12 protein-coding genes are annotated in these 17,592 nt (G+C 60.9%); 8 read left to right on the top strand and 4 right to left on the bottom strand.

The annotated features are described in order from the left end of the window. The first annotated feature begins 69 nt into the window (after positions 1 to 69). Positions 70 to 2,007: a glycosyltransferase gene (locus Q0330_RS02020; RefSeq protein ID WP_299473650.1), complete on the top strand. Its 1,938-nt coding sequence runs from the start codon at positions 70 to 72 to the stop codon at positions 2,005 to 2,007. 182 nt (positions 2,008 to 2,189) lie between these two features. Here the strand turns inward: Q0330_RS02020 and Q0330_RS02015 are convergent, their stop codons facing one another. After that, positions 2,190 to 4,979, bottom strand: coding sequence for a glycosyltransferase (locus tag Q0330_RS02015; protein WP_299473647.1), 2,790 nt, complete (start codon positions 4,977 to 4,979; stop codon positions 2,190 to 2,192). A 151-nt stretch (positions 4,980 to 5,130) separates the two neighbouring features. On the opposite strand from Q0330_RS02015, the gene Q0330_RS02010 reads away from it, so the two are divergent. From Q0330_RS02010 to Q0330_RS02000, 3 genes are read left to right on the top strand one after another with little or no spacing between them, the layout of a single operon-like run. Then, positions 5,131 to 5,874: a hypothetical protein gene (locus tag Q0330_RS02010; RefSeq protein ID WP_299473644.1), complete on the top strand. Its 744-nt coding sequence runs from the start codon at positions 5,131 to 5,133 to the stop codon at positions 5,872 to 5,874. Beyond that, positions 5,871 to 8,006, top strand: a complete 2,136-nt coding sequence (locus tag Q0330_RS02005; RefSeq protein WP_299473641.1) for a glycosyltransferase — start codon at positions 5,871 to 5,873, stop codon at positions 8,004 to 8,006. Before Q0330_RS02010 ends, Q0330_RS02005 begins: the two co-directional genes overlap by 4 nt. Then, the gene (locus Q0330_RS02000) at positions 8,003 to 9,007 is read left to right on the top strand and encodes a hypothetical protein (RefSeq protein WP_299473638.1); all 1,005 of its coding nucleotides are present in this window, start codon (positions 8,003 to 8,005) and stop codon (positions 9,005 to 9,007) included. Before Q0330_RS02005 ends, Q0330_RS02000 begins: the two co-directional genes overlap by 4 nt. Before the next feature lie 29 nt (positions 9,008 to 9,036). On the opposite strand, the gene Q0330_RS01995 is transcribed toward Q0330_RS02000, so the two are convergent. Continuing rightward, a complete protein-coding gene (locus Q0330_RS01995; protein WP_299473635.1) occupies positions 9,037 to 11,511 on the bottom strand; it encodes a rhamnan synthesis F family protein in 2,475 nt (824 codons plus the stop codon). Between the two features lie 247 nt (positions 11,512 to 11,758). Here Q0330_RS01995 and Q0330_RS01990 point away from each other — a divergent pair, with 247 nt between their 5' ends. From Q0330_RS01990 to Q0330_RS01980, 3 genes are all read left to right on the top strand, one after another. Then, complete coding sequence (locus Q0330_RS01990) at positions 11,759 to 12,448, top strand: transporter substrate-binding domain-containing protein (RefSeq protein ID WP_299473632.1); 690 nt, start codon at positions 11,759 to 11,761, stop codon at positions 12,446 to 12,448. 259 nt (positions 12,449 to 12,707) lie between these two features. Then, positions 12,708 to 15,026, top strand: a complete 2,319-nt coding sequence (locus tag Q0330_RS01985; RefSeq protein ID WP_299473629.1) for an ATP-binding protein — start codon at positions 12,708 to 12,710, stop codon at positions 15,024 to 15,026. A gap of 194 nt (positions 15,027 to 15,220) precedes the next feature. After that, entirely contained in the window at positions 15,221 to 16,093 is an 873-nt protein-coding gene (locus Q0330_RS01980) for a hypothetical protein (RefSeq protein WP_299473626.1), read from the top strand. Here Q0330_RS01980 and Q0330_RS01975 read toward each other — a convergent pair whose 3' ends face one another. Continuing rightward, on the bottom strand, positions 16,094 to 16,465 hold the full coding sequence (locus Q0330_RS01975; protein WP_299473622.1) for a response regulator: 372 nt from the start codon (positions 16,463 to 16,465) through the stop codon (positions 16,094 to 16,096). Next, complete coding sequence (locus Q0330_RS01970; protein ID WP_299473619.1) at positions 16,443 to 16,931, bottom strand: MarR family transcriptional regulator; 489 nt, start codon at positions 16,929 to 16,931, stop codon at positions 16,443 to 16,445. Before Q0330_RS01970 ends, Q0330_RS01975 begins: the two co-directional genes overlap by 23 nt. 229 nt (positions 16,932 to 17,160) lie before the next feature. On the opposite strand from Q0330_RS01970, the gene Q0330_RS01965 reads away from it, so the two are divergent. After that, the gene (locus tag Q0330_RS01965) at positions 17,161 to 17,424 is read left to right on the top strand and encodes a hypothetical protein (RefSeq protein ID WP_299473617.1); all 264 of its coding nucleotides are present in this window, start codon (positions 17,161 to 17,163) and stop codon (positions 17,422 to 17,424) included. Positions 17,425 to 17,592 lie beyond the last annotated feature (168 nt).

Raw genomic sequence — 17,592 nt, 5'->3', positions numbered from 1 at the left:
TCCACTTGCATTTGCGCCACCGCAGGGTTCTTCCCGTTACCAAGCCAGGCCCAAAGTCAGAATCGGCAGATGAAGATCCTTTTCCTGTCACCTGAGACTCCACTCTTCCCCGGTGGTGGGATTGGTGTCTATTTTCATTACGTCGTGCCCGCGCTGGAGGCGGCAGGGCATGAGGTCTACCTTCTTACATGGCAAAGCGGCGATGTGGTGGAACGCCCCCGCAATTACGTGCCCTTCCATGCCGACCGTGTCCGTATCGAGGCTGTGAATCCTGCGAAACTGGGCGAAGGCGAACGACATTATTCCGAGATGGTCTCGCATCACCTGTCCGATCTGGTGATCAAGCTGGCCGATCAATGGGATGTCGACGTTATCGAAAGTGTGGATTTCCACGCCCCCGGCCTGATCGCCTTTCGGAAGCTTCAAAGCAGCAAGAACAGTGCGCGGCGCCTGCTGACCACCTTCAATCACGGCCTGCACGAAGTCATTGCGGAAGCCAATCAGCAATATCCCTCTGCCAGCGATCATGCGGCCATTGTGGCCGAGCGGATGCTGATGCGTATCAGCGATCACCTGATCGTTCCGTCGCAAGCCTCGCGGAAGATGCTGCGCGAGATCGGGGTGCGCACGCCGGTCAGCCTTGTCCGAGAGCCCTATGTCTTTCGACCGGAAGTGCTGACCGATGCCGCGCCCACCCACAACATCCAGTTTCAGGGCCGCTTGTCGCTGCAGAAGGGCATCAACCGGCTGGCCATGGTCGCCAATGTCATAAATTCCATAGTGCCGGTTGGACGCATCGACCTGATCGGACAGGCCAAAACGGTCGAGTTTTCGGGGCAATCCGCGCTCGATTTTCTGCGTGAGCGACTGGAGCCTGAACTGGCGGAAAGGATGCACCATCATCAGCAACTGCCGCGACAAGCGGTGTTGGATCTGATGGAGCCTGGCGCCTTCGCCCCGCATCTGGGACTGAACGAGACCTTTTCTTATGCCTGTGTCGAGGCCATCGACGCAGGCTTGATTCCAATCGTTCACGACGGCAATGCCATGTTCGAATTCCTGCCTGCCGATCTGCGAGAAATCGCGCTGGATTGCAGGATGCAGAGCATCCGGGAAATACGGACGAAAATCGAAGGAATGCTGGAAGATTCAGCATCCATCCGCGCAAGGATCAGGGCGCATTGTCAGGACACCCTCGCGCCCGAGGTGGTCGCCAAGGCGCTTTCGGATGTCTATCTGCAGGAACTGGATCGCAAGCGCGGTCGCAGTCTTCATCCCGGCGCCAGCCGACCGATCGGGGCGGGGGACGTCACCATCCTCATTCCCTTGACCGAGTTGAAACCGAATGCCCTCGCCGCAACGCTCGATTCCATTGCCGCACAATCGCCCGGCTTGCCGAAGGTAATTCTGTGTTGTGACGGATCCGGAATAAGCTTCGGGCCCCGGATTCGTGCCCTGCTGGACAGGCTGCCAGATCTGCGGGTCATTTCGCAGCCGCGACTGGGGGAACCGGCCCTTCTCAATACCCTGGCCGAGACCTGCGCCACCGAGTTGGCACTGGTTCTAAGGCCCGGGCAGCGCCTGGCGGCGACTGCCTTGTCCAGCATGGTGACAAGCTGGAACGGCCTGAACATGCCAACCGATGCGCTGATCGTCCCGGAAGCGGTTGGGTGCCGGCACGATCCGCTCGCGCATCAGCTTCTGCCTTCAGCCGTGGCCCGCCGTCTGGACGAGCTGCGCGGTCAGACGGCATTGATCGGAACCTCGGCCCTCCGCTCCATCGGTTTCGATTCGACGCGGCGGAATGGAGAGCGGATCGACTGGGCCTTCTGGCTGGAGTTCGACGCGCGTGGGCATCGCGCCGTGACATTGGCGGATCACAGCCTGATCGCCGGTGCGCATGTGCGCAGCGGGGTTGAGCCCTTCTCTCTGGCGGCGCAGCTTGGGACACACGTCATGCTGCGCGAAATCTGGATGAGCAAGCCACCGGATCCGTCCGCGGAGTAACAGGCGACGGCGATACAGCCCGATGGATACCGGCCGGCGGGAGCACCGAATTTACCGCTCTGCGCTCAGGACCTTCCGGGTCTCCTCTGGGCGAGATGCTTCGCAAGGCACTGCTCGCTGGAGTGGATGCCATAGACTCATTCAGGCCAGCGTTCCCGGGGTCGGTTTTGTCCTGTCCTTGGTCATTCCGGCGTGTCGCACTTTATTGGCTGCTCAGGCGACCGCGTGATAACTGCCGCAGCGTCTTGTGCAGTCGGTCCAGTTGAACGTCCTGGCCAGTGATTGACGTGGCAACCGTGCTCAACGCCGTCACCAGCGCGAATCCCTCTCGGCCCTCTTTCCGGCCCCATGTCGCGTAGTGCTGCAGGCCGCTCTTGAAGGCGCTGTTCGACGGCACCTGCGACATCCGGATAAAGCGCCAGATAGGCTGTCTCACCCATCGCTGCCGCCGAATCGACAAGTTTCTTCGCCTCGACCCAATCCTCGGCGCGCATCGCGAGCTCGAACATGGTTACCGCGAAAAGGGGGCGGTCCCGGAAGGTCGCAGAAAACCCGCCAAGCTCCGCCATCAGGTTTAGGCACGACGATCGCGACATGCCTCGTCGAACAATGTCCCCGATCTCGCCCAGGCGGGCATCCTGTACGAAGACTGGCGCATCGGCGTCGGCAGCAAGATCACCCAGAAGGCGTTGCAGATGCTCCGGAAAATTCTCATCTCTGGGCGCATTCCGATGAGAGGCTGCAGCTTTGGCCCCCGGGCTGACAGCAGCCGGTTTTGGGACCGTGTGCTCTGGCGCGGATTGCTTCTTCCGCGATGTCAGACTGGCATGATATGCGCGGGCAATCCCATCCCGACCAAGCTGATGCGCATAATTGCTCAGATGCCGCAACTGGTCCGGCAGGTCGTTCGCGCCGTGGAGCTGTTGCAGAATGTCGACATGCGCGCTGTTGACCATTTGCAATCTTCGAATACTGGAAGTTAACTGCCGGGCGCGGTCGCTGGCCGTCAGTAGCAACAGGTCGCGCAGTTGCGGCGCCCGGTGATCCAACTCGATACTGGTCGCAACGCGCGCCATATGTCGCCGATGCGAGTGCTTTCCCCACATGCTCGGAATGCCGGTTTCATACAGATAGGCGAGATGCGGGCTGATCTCGATCCGCATCCCGTTCTGTAGGGCGCGTGTATAAAATTCGTGATCCTCTCCGCCGACATCGCGAAGTTCCGTATAACCGCCGATCTCTTGGAAGGCGCTTAACAGGATCAGCGAGGATGCATTTGCCAGGCAATAATGCGTCAGGGTCAGCGCAAGTGGACCGCCAAGCGGGAAGAATTCCACCTTCCCCGGAAAGGCCAACGGATCGGGCAGGGCCTCGTCGCGACGGCTGTTCGGCATCGGTGTTTGCAGTCCGCTGACGATCTCTGCGCCGGTGCTACGGGCAGCGGTAACCAGTGTCTGAACCATGTCTGGCAGAGCCAGATCGTCATCATCGAGAAAGCAGACGTAAAGACCCCGCGCGGCTGCAGCGCCGCTATTGCGGGCAGCGCCGAGATAGCCGTTTTCGCGCCGGATCAGCCTACCGCCATGCCGGTGTAGTTCCGGTTCCAGCCGATCAAGCTCGGCCTGGACCTCTGCATCTGGCGAACCATCATCGACGACAATGATCTCGATCCGGGGATAGGTCTGCGCCAGAACGGATCGAAGCGCCTCTCGCAACTTGCCGATACGCTGGTAATGGGTGATGCAGACCGTCACCAGTGGAAGGTCGACGCTGGCTGACGCGGGTGGGGAAAAGCGGCCAGTCGCCTCGTCATAGAGCGAATGAATGGCCCGGCTGTTCCGCGCCGCCTCGCTGACGATGGGTCTGGGCAGCCCGTTTTCCAGGGCGGATGCCAGGTGCTTGGCCAAAGCTTCCGCCGTCATCTCGCAAGTCAACTCGGCCCGCTGGGTCGATGCAATCACTTCGTTCGCGCCACCCAGACAGGAGGTGACGACCGGGACCCCATGCGTGATAGCCGGCGCGACACCGCGCGCGCTGAAGGGCTTTTCTTCCGCCAGGATCATCACGGCATTCGGCGCGGCAGACAGCCGGGCCTTCAGTGCCGCCTTTTGGTCTGCTGGAAAGATCGCCAACGGAAAATCCCACCCCTCGGCGCCCTCGATCAGGTCGGTGCCGGAATGGTAAAACTCGTCCGTGTGAAAGCGAGTCAGCAGGGACGCCCGGATCCCGTCGTCCACCAGCCGTGGGGCAAGACGGTTGAGCGCGCCGATCATCACCCGGGAATCGTTCGGCGCGGTCTCGGAGGTAACGAAGATCAGTTCTTCAACCTTGTCGACCCTGCCGGATACCGCTTCGCTTGGCGCAGCCGCCGGCAGGATAACCCGGCAGCGTTCCTCTGGCGGCAGGGTCCAGCAATTTTCTCGCATCCAATCCAGCGAATAGACGCTCGGCATGACCAGATAGTCGGCGCGGGCGACGGCCCCTTGTTCCATGAATTCAAGGATCAGGTCCATCGCATCCACGGGAAGCCCGTCTCCCTCGCGAAAGCGCCAGGAATCCAGGCTGTCCGGTTGCAACACGATGACGCTATCGACGAAAGCCGTGCTCTGACTGCGGGCGCAGAGCGTGTAGAAAGCCAGCCAAGGCAGGCCAAGGAAGTGAACTATATCGTAGTCGCCCTCCTCTGACAGATGGCGAAATATGGCGAGGCTCTTGCCGCGATGGGCGGTCTCGGGCTGAATGTCCGCATAATCCGAGGGGTCGACAAAGCGGATAGCTGCCCCAAGCGATCTGAGCGGCTCGGTCATGCGCTGTCTCAGGCCGTTCGAAATGCTTGGCCAGCCGACAATGAGGATATCGACATGGAAAGCGCCGCACAGATCGGCCAGCCCGTCAAATTCGTCAAGCAATGCAAGGCGGCCGTCATCTCCTGGTTCAGGTCCGTCCAGAACCAGGCAAACCTTCTTCTTCACCTTGCCCGACCTCATGCTGTCCAACTGCTCCACCCGTTCCCATTTGTAAGCCGCCTGTCCAGATCCGGCGGACAAGATCGCACACCGATAGACATCTGCCGGAAATCCTGCAACAAGCCTGATCTGGAATACGGGCTTCCGGTTGTTAACTATGCGCCTCGCAAGGACAAATGACGTCACGCTCACGCGCTATCGGCTTTACGGCGAACGGTGCAGCGGAACCAATTTCCTACGGGCACTGATCGCGCGCAACCTGCCGGATCTGGCCTTTTCCAACAGCTATAACTGGGAAAAGCACGATTTCGTCAATCCGGCCTTCTGTCATGACGATGAACTGGGCCTGGTGATCGTGCGCGGGGCACTTGACTGGATCAGAAGCATCCACCGCAACCCACATCAGGCAGGTGACTGGTTCAAACCCGCGGGTTTCAGCGACTTCATCCGCCATGAATGGTCCTCTGTCTTCAACACCGAACTCATCAGCGGTCAGGTCATGGAAGATGTCACCGGACGAGAGCTGATGCTGGATCGCCATCCAATGACCGGTGCGCGCATCGCCAATGTGGTTGAGCTGCGCAATCTCAAGATCCGCAGCCAGCTCAAGGTGCGCCACCTCTACAGGAACTGGATGATCCTGTGCTATGAAGAGGTGCGCGACGACCCGGCGACATTCGTGGCCGCCCTGTCCCGGCTGACCCGGCAAAAGCCGGTTGAGCAACTGGTGCCGGTGGATGAGGACATGGCACAGTCCGCATGGGCCGATCGCAGAAACCGGCCCTATGCTGAGATGACCCCGGATGACCTGCGCTTCATCGCGGCAACGCTCGATCTTTCGCAGGAGCACTGGCTGGGTTTCGATTATCCCGAGCTTTCGCAGCGGCAGCCGGGCGCATGATCGACCGACCGCTTTCCGTCTGCCTTGTGACTGACCAACTGGCGGCAGCGGGGCCGACAGACTGCCTCGACCCCGGTCTTTGTGAACTGGCCGAACGGCTTGCGCCGAACCATCGTGTTACCATTCTTCATCTGTCGCCCCATCGCCTCGACAGGGCGGCGCAAACCGACATCACGGACCGCTTTGCCAAGCACAACATCCGCGTGCAGAACCCGGACCCGGCGCGCTACAGCCGTGACGCCGGCACGCCCGCAGCGATCAGCTATGGCGTGTTCCAGCATCTGCTGAACATGCAGCAGGAATTCGACATCCTCCACTTCGCAGATCGTGGCGGTCTTGCCTTTCATTGCCTGCTGGCGCGCGATCAGGGTCTTGCCTTCAATGAGGCTGTCTTCGCCCTCCATTTGCGCGGACCCTGTCGCTGGATGCTGGAACGTGATGACAGCCTTTTCACCGAGGCCGCGCAACTCAAGACCGATTACATGGAGCGTGAGTGCATTGCGCGGACGGATTATCTGATCGGACCGGACCGCCAGATGTTCGAATGGCTGGCTGAAAAGCGTTGGAGCACGCCGCCGCCGGAGCGTTGCCTGATGATCCCCGACGCGTCTGGCGGGCTGGATTTTCATGCCGGACAGCCAACGCCCAGGAAAAACATATCCCCGACCGACGCGCTGCCGCCACGCGTCAGCCTCTGCATTACCAATTATCAGCGGATTGAAAAGCTGGTCGATGCCATTGCTTCGGTGGCGCGTCAGACCTATCCCGATCTTGAGTTGATCGTGGTCGATGACGGCTCTCCCGATGCGAGGGTGCAGGCTGCGCTGACCGAGATCGAGCCAACAATAGAACGACTTGGCGGCAAGTTGCTGCGCCAATCCAACGGCTATCTGGGCGCTGCCCGTAACGCGGCTGCCCGATCGGCCACGGGCGATTATCTGTGCTTTCTGGACGATGACGATATCGCGCTGCCAGAGATGGTTCGCCGGCTGGTAACCGCAGCCACGACCACTGGCGCAGATATCGTCACCGGCCTGCAGGTCCCGATGGACGAGGCCCGTCGTTTCGAGGCCTGGCCCGACCCGGACAGATTTCCCGGCCGGATCGACCACCACCCGCTCGGCGGCGGCCCGCTTTCGCTGGCGGTCGAGGAGAACGTCTTCGGGCCGGCAACCGCGCTGATCTCGCGCAAGGCGTTTGACAGGCTTGGCGGATATTCCACGCTGAAGGGTGTCGGCCATGAGGATTTCGAGCTGTACCTGCGCGCCGTGCAGCAGGGAATGCGGGTCGAACTTTGCCCCTATCCGGCCTTTCTCTACGAGGTCGGTCGCCCCAGCATGATCTCCAGCACATCGGCCATCCGCAATTTCGCGCGGGTTGCGAATGAAATAGACATTACGGCGCAGCCAGAGAGTTGGCGCGACTATCTGCTTCTCGGAAGCGGTCGGCGGGCGCGGGACGTTGATGCCGAGCGCCGGCATCTTCGCGAGGCAGGCAAGCCGGCAGGGGGCAAGACGCCCGCCAATGTTGCCCGCACCGAGATCGGACCAGTCGCCGCCCGGCAGGCGTTGGAAGATCGACTGATCCGCGGGCAAACGCCGGTCGCGAATGCCGATACGCTGGCGTCGCGCATCCAGCAGAGGCTACATGAGGCCAAACCTCAAATCGGTATCATCCTCAACGACCTGCGGACCCTTGCCCGATCCGAATCGGATGATACCGACCAATCTGGCATGATCGATGCGCTGCTGCGCGCAAAGCCGGGACCGGCAGAGGAACTGGCCATCCGGGTCGCCTTGGTCGAGCTGCTGCTGCGGTCGGGGCGTTATCAACAGGTGCACAAACTGATCCGCGATATTCTGCGACAGGAGGAAGCCGACTACCTGAACCGGAACCCCGATGTCGCCGCAGCTGTCGCAAAAAAGCAGGTTGCGGGCGGGTTGCAGCATTTCCTGCGCCGCGGCGAAACCGAGGGTCGGCAGGGTTTCGATTCTGCCTACGAGGTCGCAAAACTGTTCAACGACATGAACGGCTCGGTCATGCGGCTGTCGGAAATCCTGCGCTGGCTGAAGGCCCAAGGCCATGTGGCGATGGTTCAGGCAGGGCCTCCCGGCGAAGGGTCCAGCACATGATCGCCCGCCCGCCGGGACGGCTCTGCTTCATCCTCGATGAGCCAGAGATGGCGGCCGACGGGCAACCGATCATCCCCCGATATGCCGATATGATGGCCGAAGCCGCACGAGAGCATTTGATCGACATTTTCGTGCCGGTCAGCAGCACGCTGCCCGCCACAGCCCGGCAAGCCATCGCGATCGGGCTGAGCCTGCCCGGAACCTTCATTGAATTTCTGGAATTGCCGCACGGCGTCAGCACAGGTCGCAGCAAATCACATCTCGTCGCCCGTCACCTCGCCGCGCAGGATGCCTATGATTCCGTCTATTTCCTCGGCGCGCCCTGGCTTGCCTATGACACGCTTGCGGCCAGCAGTCGTGGCCTGATCCTGACCGGCAGCGCCGTCGTTCTGCATCCAGTCGGTGCTGACCCATCGGATTCGGTGCCGCGCATAAGCGCGATGCGGGCCCCGATGTCGGGGCAGGCAATGACGCAGTCAAACCCGGTGAGGGAAAGGGTCGCGACAGAATCGGCGGCCAGCCGGCTTCTCGATCTCATTTCGACCTGTTCCCCGACAAGGCCATGCCCCTATGACGACGTAAGTGCGCTGCTGCGCGACATGCTGGAAGCACCGACCTCGCCCGATCATGTCCGGGTCATGGCGGCGCTGCGCAGCGCACCGCTTTTCAGCCATCCCGATCAGCGGCTTCAGGACTGCATGTTCCGCCTGGCGCTTGCAGTTGGGGACCGCGACGCGGCACTCAGGATCGAGCAGCTTGCGGCACAGGCGGACGAGACCGAATACCTCGCGCGCTACGCAGATGTTGCCAGCGCCGTCGCCGGGGGCAGGGTGCGCAGCGGCTTCAAACATTATATCCGCCACGGCATGGCGGAAAACCGTATCGGTTTCGGACGGCTGTCGCAAATGGCCGAATTGCTGAGCATCCGGACTGCCAGACCCGTTGCATTGCGGCACCTGCCCAAAGTGCTGCAGGGGCTGGAACAGCGTGCCGCGTTGTGACCATACCCTTCTGGAAGGTCGCCGTTTTCCTAATTCGGCGTGCTGGCGACCAGATCCTTGATCAGTCCGCGAATGCCAGCAATATCGACAAGTTCCTGCCCTTCGGATGATGGCCCGATTTCCAGATAGCGCAGACCTGCCCGCATGGTCGACAATGCCAGGCAGCGTTCCAGCGCATGCGCAACCGTGCCGTCCAGCTGGCCGGATTCGGCCGGGAAATCCGCCGCCGTCAGGTTCAAGGCGAAAAGCGGTTCAAGCGCCTCGGGCCGCGCCCAGAACATGCTGCCCGCCGGGAAGCGCACCGGCTCCTCGGCCAGTGCCAGCGGCAGATCCATCCGCCGCAGCAACTCGCGCCCCTGCCATATGTTATGTCCCCAACGAATGTTGCCCGCGACCTTGGGGAATGGCCGTGGGCCAAACATGCCCAGCCCGGGCGCATTCTTGAAGGCGGCAATGATCGCATTCACCGTGCCCGCGTCGGGCGCGAGGCATTGTTCCAGATCGTCGAACCAAGACAATTCAGTGTCGGTCAGATGCGCTGATTTCTTGCTGTGCAGATGCAGGACAAACGGGTGCCGGCGATGTTCTTCGATCCAGCCGAACAGCTTCGGAAAGACGTCACGACCGCAGTTTGGAAACACTTTGATCTCTGCGCGCTGCGAGGCCATGTCTGCCTCGAACGCTTTGGCAATGATCCCGACCTTTTCCTCGCGGTCGGTCGAGATATAGATGCGCCGGGCCGTGGGCAAGCGATCAATGACCTGTCTGAGCCGCGTGGCCGCTTCGACATGGAAGATATGAAGGAAGACGCCGATCTCACCGGCAAATCGCGGCGTCCGCTCACGCGGGGCGAGGACGACGAAATCTTCCGGTGACTGAGGCCCCGTGCCTTCGGAGCGACCATTCGGCTGATGCCATTCCGATGCCGCCTCGGCTGAGTCATGCTGAACGTCGCTGCGACCAAGCAAGTAACGGCCATTCGACGCCGAAGCCCGGACGATCTTCATGCCATTCATGTCCGTGGGAGGCAGCCTGCCCTCCGGGTCGAAGCGCAGCATCGCGCCTTCCAACACGGCCAGAACCTGTGGCGGAACGGACTGCCCGGTAAGCAAGGCCTGGTGGAGCGTTTCGACCACATAGGTGAAATGCGCGATTGGCGCCTTCGGCCAACTCTCCAATATCTCTGCGGCGGCCTGCATCAAGCCGGACGTTTCGTTGCGGGTCCCGACCGTCGCGAAGCGCAGGCGTGAGCGAAGCTTGGCATCCGTTGCCAGAGTTCCGATCATATTGAGGCGTGGCACGATCAGCATTGCCTCCTGATCTTCGAAACTGCCCGGCTGCATTTTCGCCCGACCGGTCGGAGTCAGCATCACCACCGCCTGCCGTTCCGGCATGGCTTCCATCGCCGCCGACAGGTCATGCGCCGCGACCAGCAGATCGCTATCCTGTGCGCCGCCGTCCCAAAGCTTCCAGCTTCCGGCTTTTTCCACAAGTTCCTGATGAAGCCCCCGGTCGTCCGTCACATACAACCTGGGTTCCGCTTGGTTGGTGGCGGCAAATGGCCCCACCGCCGTGTCCAGACCTTCCAAAGGCCGGCGATGACAGGACGCGCGTGCGACAAGTGCGCTTGCCTGTTCGGAAATCACCTTGGCGGCTGTCTTGAACGAATAGTCTCGCGCCAGAACTTGACGCGTTTCCTCAATCTCTGCCGGCGTCCGGTCAGGCAGGCTCAGCGCCTCGCGAATGACATCGGCGGTCATGCGGCGAGGGTTGACGACCATGACCGCAGCGGCCAGCTCAGGCGGGATGGCAGCCTGATCGCTGATTACACGGGCGCCGCAGGCAAGGGCGTCATAAACCCGGTGGTTCAGAAAGCCATACCGCAACATCGCCGGCTCGTGATGGTCCAGAACGAAGCGGCTCGCGCGATATTTGCCAGCGAGCTGGTCCGTGTCGATCCAGCGTTGCCGAACGCCGGCATCAGGGTAAGCGGATCTCCATCCCTGCCCGACGATTTCGATCTCGGCGCCAAGGCGCAGCAGCGATTCCACGGTGGTGCGGCGAAAGTCGTTGCGCAGGTTTCCGGCGAAGAAGAAGTCGCGTTCGCGTGGCGCTGCGGGATCGGGTGGCGTGAAGATATCAGGATCGGTGCATTGCGGCAGATAGCTGACATGCGTCAGCCCCAGCTCCTTCAGACGCTCCGCAAAGAAGGCGGAGGCGACGAAAAGGTGCTGATAAGCCCGCGCCAGCGGCCATGTCAGCAGATGCGGGCTGGAGACCAGCCACAGAAGGTTGGGAATACCGGTGATAGGCAGGTTGATGGATGCGCCGCAGATATGCAGTGCGGCAGATCCCGGCACAGGTTGTGGTGCGATGTCATCGGCCAGAACAAGCTCGGTCTGGTGTCCCAGCTTCTGAAGCTCGCCTTCTAGGAGAGTGGCAAACCGATACTCTCCGGTCTTCTCGCATTTCTTGCGACGAACCGGAACGCAAATATAAAGCACTTGGACTGTCCGTCGTTAGCCTGAGACCGTGCAGACAGTTGCGACCGTCAACCACATCCCGCGACTCGCACCATCTACACCGAGCGGTGTAGATGCAATATCATTAAACCTCAACACGCCCAGTTGGTCCTATACCGATGCGTCGGGGAACTGACAAATCGCCAGATATGCGGTAGTATGGCCCAGCCTCCGTCCAGAGCAGCCCGATCTGGCAGGGACCAGCACAGAATACGCGTCGGAGCATGTGATGAAACGTCGTGATCTCCTCTCCGGGTTGGCTGCGGGTACTTTTGCGGCCCCGCTTCTCTCTCGCGCCGCGCCCGGCGGCACGGTCCTGATTCAGCGCACGCTCGATGCGCCGCCGCGTTGCGTTTCCCTGGGCGACGGCAGGTGGACAGGGTTCGAGATCGAGCTTTCACGCCTGTTGTGCGACCGGATCGGGGTCACGCTTCAGCCCATGCAGGAATACCTCGTCTGGGCGCGCGCGCTCAAGATGCTGGAAACCGGCGAAATCCAGCTTCTGCCCAATGTGACATGGCGGGAGGAGCGGGCGAAGGTCATGGATTTCATCGGCCCCTGTGGACAGGCCGAATTCTATATCGTCGTTCGCAAGGAAAATGCCGATACCCGCTTCGAATCCCTGGATGATTTCACCATTGGGGACCGCATCTTCGAAAGCGTCTCTGCCGCAGTGATCGAGCCGGAATTTGACCGCAGGCTGAAGACGGACCCCGATTTTGCCGCGCATTTCATCGGCACGGTCTCGGCGGGGTCATTGCAGGCCGAGGGGTTGGTTCAGGCACTTGGCACGCGTGTGGCGACCGGGCGCGTCTTTGGCGCCATTACGGACTGGTTCAGCTATCATGCGCTTAAACGGATGGCGGGGCCTGACCTGCCATTCGATCCGAACGAGCTGGTCGGCATCGAGACCCCGTAGTTCAAGCCGGCAACGAATCACCTGACCGCCAGCCTGCATGTCGATCCCGGATTGCGCGACGATTTGCGCGCCGCCTATCGGGAATCCCGGCACGATGGGACATTCGATCAGATCTGGAAGGAGTGGTATGATGATCGTCAGTTACCTGGGCTTCAGTGATCGGATGGGTCATGGCGGCGCAACTGGTGAAGCCGATGCGCTTTGGCACCAAAGCCAGCACCGGGACTGCTCGCCGGGCCAGCAGCGCTAGTATCGTCACATGGACCTCGACCAACGGGTAAGGCCGCAGACGCAAGCCGACAGCAAGCAGGACAAAACCGGGCGGCTGATCGGCGCAAATGGTTCGCCGATCCCGAGTGTCAACCGCATCTTTCGCCTGACCTCTGGCCTGGTCGCGGGCCTGACCGTCATTGTGGTTGCCATCACCGTGCTCCTTGCGGGAGGGGCGCTGCATCGGTGGGAGATTGAAACCGTCAACTCCGTCCTGATCGGCGCCAATGGACCGGCGGAACTGGCGGTCGAATATCTGGACCGCACTCAGGCGCAGAAGGTCACTGACGGCTTGCTGAACGCGACCGGCATTTTCTCGGCGACGCTGAAAGACGATTTCGGCGAGGTGCTCGCGCATTCCGAACGTCCGCCGCCGCCGACTTCCTGGGTCATCGACATGCTGCAGGGGATCTGGGGGGAATCGAACCTGGAGATGCAAAGGAAGATCGACGTCTCTTCGGGTCGCCAGGGCGAATTGTCGGTCAAGGTGATGGTCGGTGAAACTGCGGGCAACCTGATCGAGCCGAGCCTGCTGGCAATCCTGCTGCAAGCGGCAATGATCATCGTGCTGGTGTCGGCGTCGATCTACTGGACGACCAGCCTGCCACTGATTTCCGGGCTGCGCGCGCTTTCAAGCTGGATTCGCCGGGCTGGCAAGAGCGATACCGTGCCATTGCCGAGCGCGGAGAATTTCCGCTTCGCCGAAATCCACGACAGTGCCCGCTTCATCCACTCGATCATCGAGGATCTGCTGGAACAGCGCCACGACCTTGCCCGGACCGTCACCCGGCTTGAAGAACAGATTTCGCTGAACGAGCAGTATATCCGCATTATCCAGCAGATCCTGTCCGTGGCCAATCGCGCTGCGCTGCACATTTCTCCGACCGGGGATCTGACCTGGTACAACCGCAATGCGCCAATTCTGGACTGCCTGAGCGAAGTTGCGGCCGAGAAATTCGGCAAGGATGCTCAGGCCTTCATCGACAGGCTCGAAGCCGCAGAGGGGGTCCGCTCGGTCACACGCCGGATCACCCGCCGGATGGCGTCGGGCAACGATGGGCAAAACCTTTTCGACATCGACGTCGAACTCAAGGATAACCGCATTCTGCATCTGATCGGCATCGATCTGGGCGATGGCGGCGAGGCCCTGATGATTTCGGACGAGACCGAGGCCCGCGCCTTCGCGCAGGAATTGTTTCAGCGGCAAAAGCTGGAATCCCTGGGCATCCTCGCCAGCGGTATCGCCCATGACATGAACAATATCCTCGCGATCCTGTCTGGCACCATCGAGTTGGAGCAGAGCCGCAACCCTTCGCCCGAAAGCAAGCGGAGCCTCGACATCGCCATGGCCGCCGTTGGGCAGGGCAGGTCGGTGGTCCGCACCCTGCTGACCTTCCTGCGCAAATCCAGAGCCGAGGTCAGTATCGAAAACGCAGCGGAGATCCTGCGGGATCTACAGGTGCTTCTCAAGGGCCGGATCGGCAATGAAATCCGCATCAGCAGCGAGATTGGCGTCCATGATGCCTATATCAGCGTGGACCGCCCCCGGCTGACAAATGCGCTGCTCAACCTCGTGATCAATGCGCGCGATGCGATCGACGACAAGGGGCCTATCCGGCTGACCTTGCGCGAGGCCGGACCTGACGACGATCTGCCTGTTGGCGCCGCGCGCGAGAATTTCATCGTCTTTACCGTCGAGGATGACGGCCCTGGCATTCCAGAGAATATTCGTCAGCGTATCATGGACCCGTTCTTCACCACCAAACCGGCCGAGAAGGGCACCGGGCTTGGGCTGACGCTGGCCTATAACGTGGCCGAAGAATTCGGCGGCAAGCTGTCATTCCGCAGCGAGGTCGGGCACGGCGCCTGCTTCATGATCGCCGTGCCGCGCGCCCCCTGGGACGCGGTCGAAGCCGCAGAGGAGCGGGGCGAGCGCCCGCTTGTTGCGCCGGATCAAGGCAGGACGGTGCTGCTCGTGGATGATGAGCCCGACATTTGCGAGGTCGGGCGCACCTATCTGGACGGCCGGGGATATCGTGTGACCACGGCCACATCTGTTGCGGAAGCCACGCATCGGTTGCAGGCCGACGGACCCTTCGATGTCGTCGTGACCGATCTCCGCCTTGGCGATGGCAGCGGGGTCGATATTGCCCGGCTCATCCGTGGTGGCGCAAGTGGCAGCAGGGTCATTCTCATCAGCGGAAACATGGAAAGCGAACGGCCCAACGGAACGGCAAGCCTGTTTGACGCCCGCCTTGAAAAGCCCTTTGCCTGGTCGGAACTGGACCTTCTCATTCAAAACCTGTGATTGGGTCAGTGGCCTTCACAAGTAAGCCCCGATTGACAAGTTTGCCCCGCGACGTCGCGGAATGAGCGGGAAACGGCTTGTGAAATGCCGTCAAACTTGCTTAACGGTAGATTATGTGCTATTAGCACTTAATATTCCTTTCATAGCAGAAGGCGGTTGCTGACAGGCCTAGCTGCCAGCTGCCGGATCCAAAGATGCTGGAACAGAACATTTTGAAGCTCAAGAGAGAGCGGGCGCCCACGAATTTCGTCGCAGCCACATCGGTTCTGCCGGTCTTCGGCAACAATCTTCGTCTGCTGACCTCGCTGGTAGGCACCCAGACCAAGGTCCGCAACGATCTGGATATCGGGCGCATTCAGTTTCAACGCTATCTTCGCGCCGAGAGCTTTCCCAAACCCCATGTCCTCAAGAAGATCTGCGACTATTTCATGGTTGATGCCCGCATCCTCACCGATCCGCTGAACGAAAGTCTTCTGGGTGAGATGATGCTGGTGAAAAGCTCTGGCCCGAAGCCCGCGCATAGTGTGTCGTGGATGTCCGCGATTGGCTTTGCAGTATCCGAGCATGATTTCTTCGACGATGGCGGCGCCCTGGACGACGGGCTATATGCCATGTGGCAATGGTGTGCCGCGCGCAAGAATACCATCCTTCGCAAGCTGTTTCGGATTTCGCGACAGGATGGCGCCATGGTCATCCGGGGCTATGCCCCGCGCGAATTCTTCCCCAAAGGAACCCGGTTGAAGGATCGCGAGTATCGCGGAATCTGCCTGCACATTGCCGATCAGGGTTATGTCTTCCTGACGTTCTTCGCGCAGCCGTCGCAAATGATCTCCATGGCCTATGCAAAGCCGACGCGGCTCTCGGAACATTCGTCCAACACGCTGATCGGCTTTCACGCGATCACCCGGGATGAGTTGCCGGATATGCCCAGGCTTTCGCGTCTCGTCATCGAGAAGCTGGACATGTCGCCACGCAAACTGATCGAGGAGGCGCATACGCCCTCATTCTTCAGCCTGAGCGACTTGCCCAGAACCTATGCCGATCTGCTAAGCACGCCGCCCGCCTGATCACAGCCCGAGTTTCTCAAAGAGCAGGCGCAGATCCTCGCGCAGAAACGGCTTCTGAAGAAAGCCGTCGATGCCGTCCAACACGCCCAGCCAACGGGTTGTTTCCACACTGGCCGTTTCGCTGCCGCCGGTGATAAGCACAACCGCCACATCCGGGCGTGTCCGGCGCAAGGCAACGAGCACCTGCTCAGCCGTTTCTCCGGACAACCAGTAGTCAATCAAGGCCACATCGACATGGGTCCCGCCCTCGATGAATGCGACGGCCGAGGCCACGCCTTCATGCGCGATCACGTCATGGCCGTCCGCTTCAAGCAGGTCCGTCAAGGCAGCAATGACCAATGTGTTGTCGTCAACGAGAAGGATCGACGCCATCGCTTTCCTCCCCTTCAAAATTCCTATTCGAAATCAGTTGTTTGACAGACGAGATCAAGGCCATCTTTTCATCCTCCGCCAGCATTTCAATCCGCTCGGCCACGGCCAGAAGCGGGTCGTCGTTCAACTGGGCCAAACCCTGTTCGGACAGCCGGACAATCTTGCTGCGACCGTCGGCAGGGTTGGGGTGCAAGGCGACGTAATTGCGCTGCTGCAACGTCTTAACGGCGCGCACGACGGGGGCATGGGTGATGCCCAGAAAGCCCGCGATCCAGCTGATCGTGCTGCGGTCCTCGCTCGACATGCTGAGATAGCGCAGGATGGACCATTGCAGCGGCTGAACTTCCGAGGATTGCCGCTTCTCATACGCGTCGCGCACGACCTTCTCCAGGAGCACCGCCGAAGCGAGCGCGCGTCCTGTCGAGTGCCTTTCGAGCTTGCTTTCACCCATCGACAAAGGATCCATCGTTCATTCCTGAATGATAGCCCCGGTCGCAACGTCTGGCAATTGCACCCAACAGTAGCAGCAAGACCCGGATTCTGTCGTCTGGCCCCATCGAATGGCCCACAAAGATACGGAATCGTTCCCGCTCTCTACAACTGCGAATCTATCGGAGACGGGACCTTTGCGGATAATCTGAAATCAACCCACCTGGGCCGAATGCTCGCTCAATCAGCAACGTAAAGGCAGCATCTTGGACAACGTCATCAGCCACGACATCCAGTCAGGCGATCCTGCGGGCCTGCCGCCCCAGGCCAAGGCAGCACTCGTGCTGCTCAAAAGGGCCGGGAAGCAGATCGAGACTGGCGTCTTTGACCTCGCCCCCTATCTGGGCGCAACACTCAGCGGCGAATTCATGGAGATCGCCGCGAAGATCCAAAGGATTGGCCTGACCCCCGAACCGAAACGACCGCTACATCGCGGCGGGCGGGCCTCTAGAAGACGAGATTCGATATGAAACAGCCAACCCGTCTGTGTCCCTCCCCCACATAGAACGACGGGTTATGCCGCTCCCGCGACATGAGCAGCCGGTGAATCAGACTGTCGCGGGAGCGTGCATGGAATAACCCCCCGGAACGGCGAAGCGACGGCTTTGGACCATATGGCCGCCAGGATCATCCGCGTC

This window comes from uncultured Paracoccus sp. (genome assembly GCF_937873615.1).
Taxonomy (GTDB): Bacteria; Pseudomonadota; Alphaproteobacteria; order Rhodobacterales; family Rhodobacteraceae; genus Paracoccus.
This window is presented reverse-complemented; position numbering and strand designations above follow the sequence as displayed.